A 2742-nucleotide genomic window follows, 5' to 3' on the forward strand; every position below is an offset into this window, starting at 1 on the left:
TGATCAAACACTGCGAGCAAAACGCGCTCAAGAAGGCTCACAACGCCAGAATTGACGATGACGTCTACAGCCAGCGGTCGATGAGTGAGACCGTGTTTGCGATGCTGAAGGACGACGGCGATGAGATACGCTCCCGGAGCTGGCATGGCCAGTTCCGGGAGCTCACACGGAAGTGCATCGTACATAACCTAACGCAGGCGGCGAGTTAGGGCTCGCCGCCTGCTCTCCTTCTCTGGACGTATCGAGGAGAGGCATCACCATCGTCCATCTCATAGTTCGTACGGTATCTTGTGAAACTGATGTTTTGCTCACCGCGCACGTCGGCTGAAATTGAGTCGTCCGATCTGAGAATTCGTCGAGAGAGCGTAGCTATAGGTGGAAAGTTGAGTATCACAATTCCAATACCGACGCTGTCTTGCATTCAACGCTGCATGTGAACTGGATTCGCTTACCTCGAACTCGCCACTCTCTTGTCCAGCTGGCCCATCGTGGCTTCGTCGCCTCGCTGCAGCAGTTCCGAGACCAGTCAGGGCTACTCCACTCGTTACTCCTATTTTCAGTATTTGTCTTCTCTTCATTTTCTCCAACTCCAATAGGTTACATTACGGGATAGATTTTATACCTCATTCAACTGGCAATAATTGATTGGAATAAAAGTGCAGCTAACGACGGCAGCGGGACAAAGAATACAGTTATGAATCGCTCAGGTAGAGGAAGAGGCCACCGAGGAGAAGAACGACCGCGGCGATCAGTAAGCCGCTGCTAAGGACACTCTCAAGTGAATCGGACAGACCGGGATCGCTGACGAGGCCGAAGCTGCCCTGAAAGACTATCAATTGGATGACAAGGGCTAGCGCTCCGATTTTCAGTAACAGGGAGACCTTGCTGGTATTCAGGATGCTTGCCATACTGGCCATTCGCTCCATCCAAATATAAATATTTTGCTATTTTTGGCTCTGTAGTTTCGGTACACAGCGGTTGATTTCACGGATATCTCACGCTCCGGCGGAGGTTGTAGACGGTAGCTTTGAGCAGCATTTCATGGAACTCTAACCACCAGCTTCGCGCACGCACGGCTGCGCCGAGCGTGCGCTTGATCGAGGAGAAGACGGTTTCTGACATGGAGCGCTGGTGGTACCGATCACCGTCCATGCGGGTGTTGTGGGCGTGATCGAGCGGGTTCATGATACGGTGTTTGATCAGCGGTCGGACGCCGTTTTCGCGGAGTTCGTCACGGAAGGCTTTCGAATCGTAGCCTCGATCGGCGGCGAGGCTCCGCAGGTCGCCGGCGTTACGCCGGGCGACCTGCGGGCCGATCTTCGCATCGTGTTTCTTGCTTGTTGTGGAGTGGATGTCGGTGATGTACAGCGTTTCGACATCCACGAGTGCGGTGACTTTCAGCGCTCGAACGCGGTAGTTAGTGCGGTTGGCGTAGTGACGGCTGGGCTGATCGCGGTCAAATACCGGTTGAATCGATGGCAGCGTGGCCAGTGCGTTTCTCGGTTGACGCGCCGAGAAACGCACGCCACGTCTGCGTCGGAATCCGCGCAAACCACGTGCGGAGGACGGTATAGTGCGGAAGTCGCGTGAGGCCGATTTCGTCGAGGACGCCGGGCATCTCGCTGAGCAAATCCACCGCAACGCGGTAGGATTTGCCCAGTTCGATGCGAAGCGCGTGTAGCGTAAGCATCGCCCACTCGGCGAACCCGCCACCCCCTTCGGGGTCGGCGGGTTCGTCAGGATTAGCGACAACTGATTTAGCCTTAGCGACCGTAACACGAGTGAAGAGACGGATCTCGGATGTCAAACCAATCTGTCTCTTCGCTTTCTACGGCAATAACGCAGTCGTAGCCGTTACGTCTAGCGAAACTACAGAGCCCTCGATTTTTACCAGCTCGAAAACCTCGCCAGTAACTCGGTTGAAGTAGAGTACCTTGTTGTACACGCCCTCGAAGTGTTCTTCTGGAAGCGGAACCCAATCGTATTGGTCATGGTCGCCCAGTTGGGTGAATGCTCGTTCGAGCCCAGTTTGTGAGTTTTCAGTGCTCATACTACAAGCGGAAACCGTACCTAAACTGAATTGAATTGAATTCTTGCCTATCATAGTCGGGTTTGGGGCGATGTTTTTTGACCAACCCGGAGAATGTTAACACGATGGCACTCCCGAGAAGTGAACTTCTTAGCGTGAAATTGGAACTGTGGCATCCCGACTGCTGGACTGTCGAAGTCATGGAGGAGACGGGTGCCGGCGTTCTCGGGCATGGTAGCGTTATGGACGGGCGGCAGGCTTTCGAACGATGTACGATCTACGGGGATTCGTCGGATCATGTGAGGGAAGCCGTCCAGACCGCGAAGGACTCAACTCGAATCAGTTGTGTTCAGGAGGTACAGTCTACACCAACGGAAAGCATTGCGCCTGAGTCAGCTATCGGAATGTTCTCACAGGACGTCTTCATTGAATACGAGTTCACTGAGGGCATCGGTCCGGCGTTCTTCTCTCGGGGGTTCGTACTCGACGGGCCGTCACAGATGGAAGAAGGCCGGGAGGTTTGGCCGCTCTTAGTGCAGATGGACCGTTCCGCTCTCGGTCGGCGGATAGAAGAAATTCAGAAGGAATACGATGCGAACATCACGCTTAATCAAGTCACACCTGCCGACCAAGATCGAACTCAATTGCAGCGTTGAATGCAAGACAGCGTCGGTATTGGAATTGTGATACTCAACTTTCCACCTATAGCTACG

The 2742-nt window shown here is 53.9% G+C and carries 4 protein-coding genes and 1 pseudogene; 2 read left to right on the top strand and 3 right to left on the bottom strand.

Annotated features, from left to right (window positions below; translation table 11 throughout):
- On the top strand, positions 1-209 hold a 209-nt coding region (locus ABDZ36_RS02900), incomplete at its 5' end, for a transposase (RefSeq protein WP_343749196.1).
- A 483-nt stretch (positions 210-692) separates the two neighbouring features.
- Here the strand turns inward: ABDZ36_RS02900 and ABDZ36_RS02905 are convergent.
- The 3 genes and pseudogenes from ABDZ36_RS02905 to ABDZ36_RS02915 form a co-directional block, all read right to left on the bottom strand.
- Positions 693-908, bottom strand: a complete 216-nt coding sequence (locus ABDZ36_RS02905; RefSeq protein ID WP_188884451.1) for a hypothetical protein — start codon at positions 906-908, stop codon at positions 693-695.
- Between the two features lie 76 nt (positions 909-984).
- Positions 985-1807: pseudogene (locus ABDZ36_RS02910) on the bottom strand (IS5 family transposase).
- Positions 1808-1828: 21 nt separating this feature from the next.
- A complete protein-coding gene (locus ABDZ36_RS02915) occupies positions 1829-2050 on the bottom strand; it encodes a hypothetical protein (protein ID WP_188884452.1) in 222 nt (73 codons plus the stop codon).
- Positions 2051-2154: 104 nt separating this feature from the next.
- Here ABDZ36_RS02915 and ABDZ36_RS02920 point away from each other — a divergent pair, with 104 nt between their 5' ends.
- Entirely contained in the window at positions 2155-2685 is a 531-nt protein-coding gene (locus ABDZ36_RS02920) for a hypothetical protein (protein ID WP_211313746.1), read from the top strand.
- The last annotated feature ends 57 nt before the right edge of the window (positions 2686-2742 follow it).

It is taken from the genome of Halarchaeum salinum (assembly GCF_039520965.1).
GTDB classification, from domain to species: Archaea; Halobacteriota; Halobacteria; order Halobacteriales; family Halobacteriaceae; genus Halarchaeum; species Halarchaeum salinum.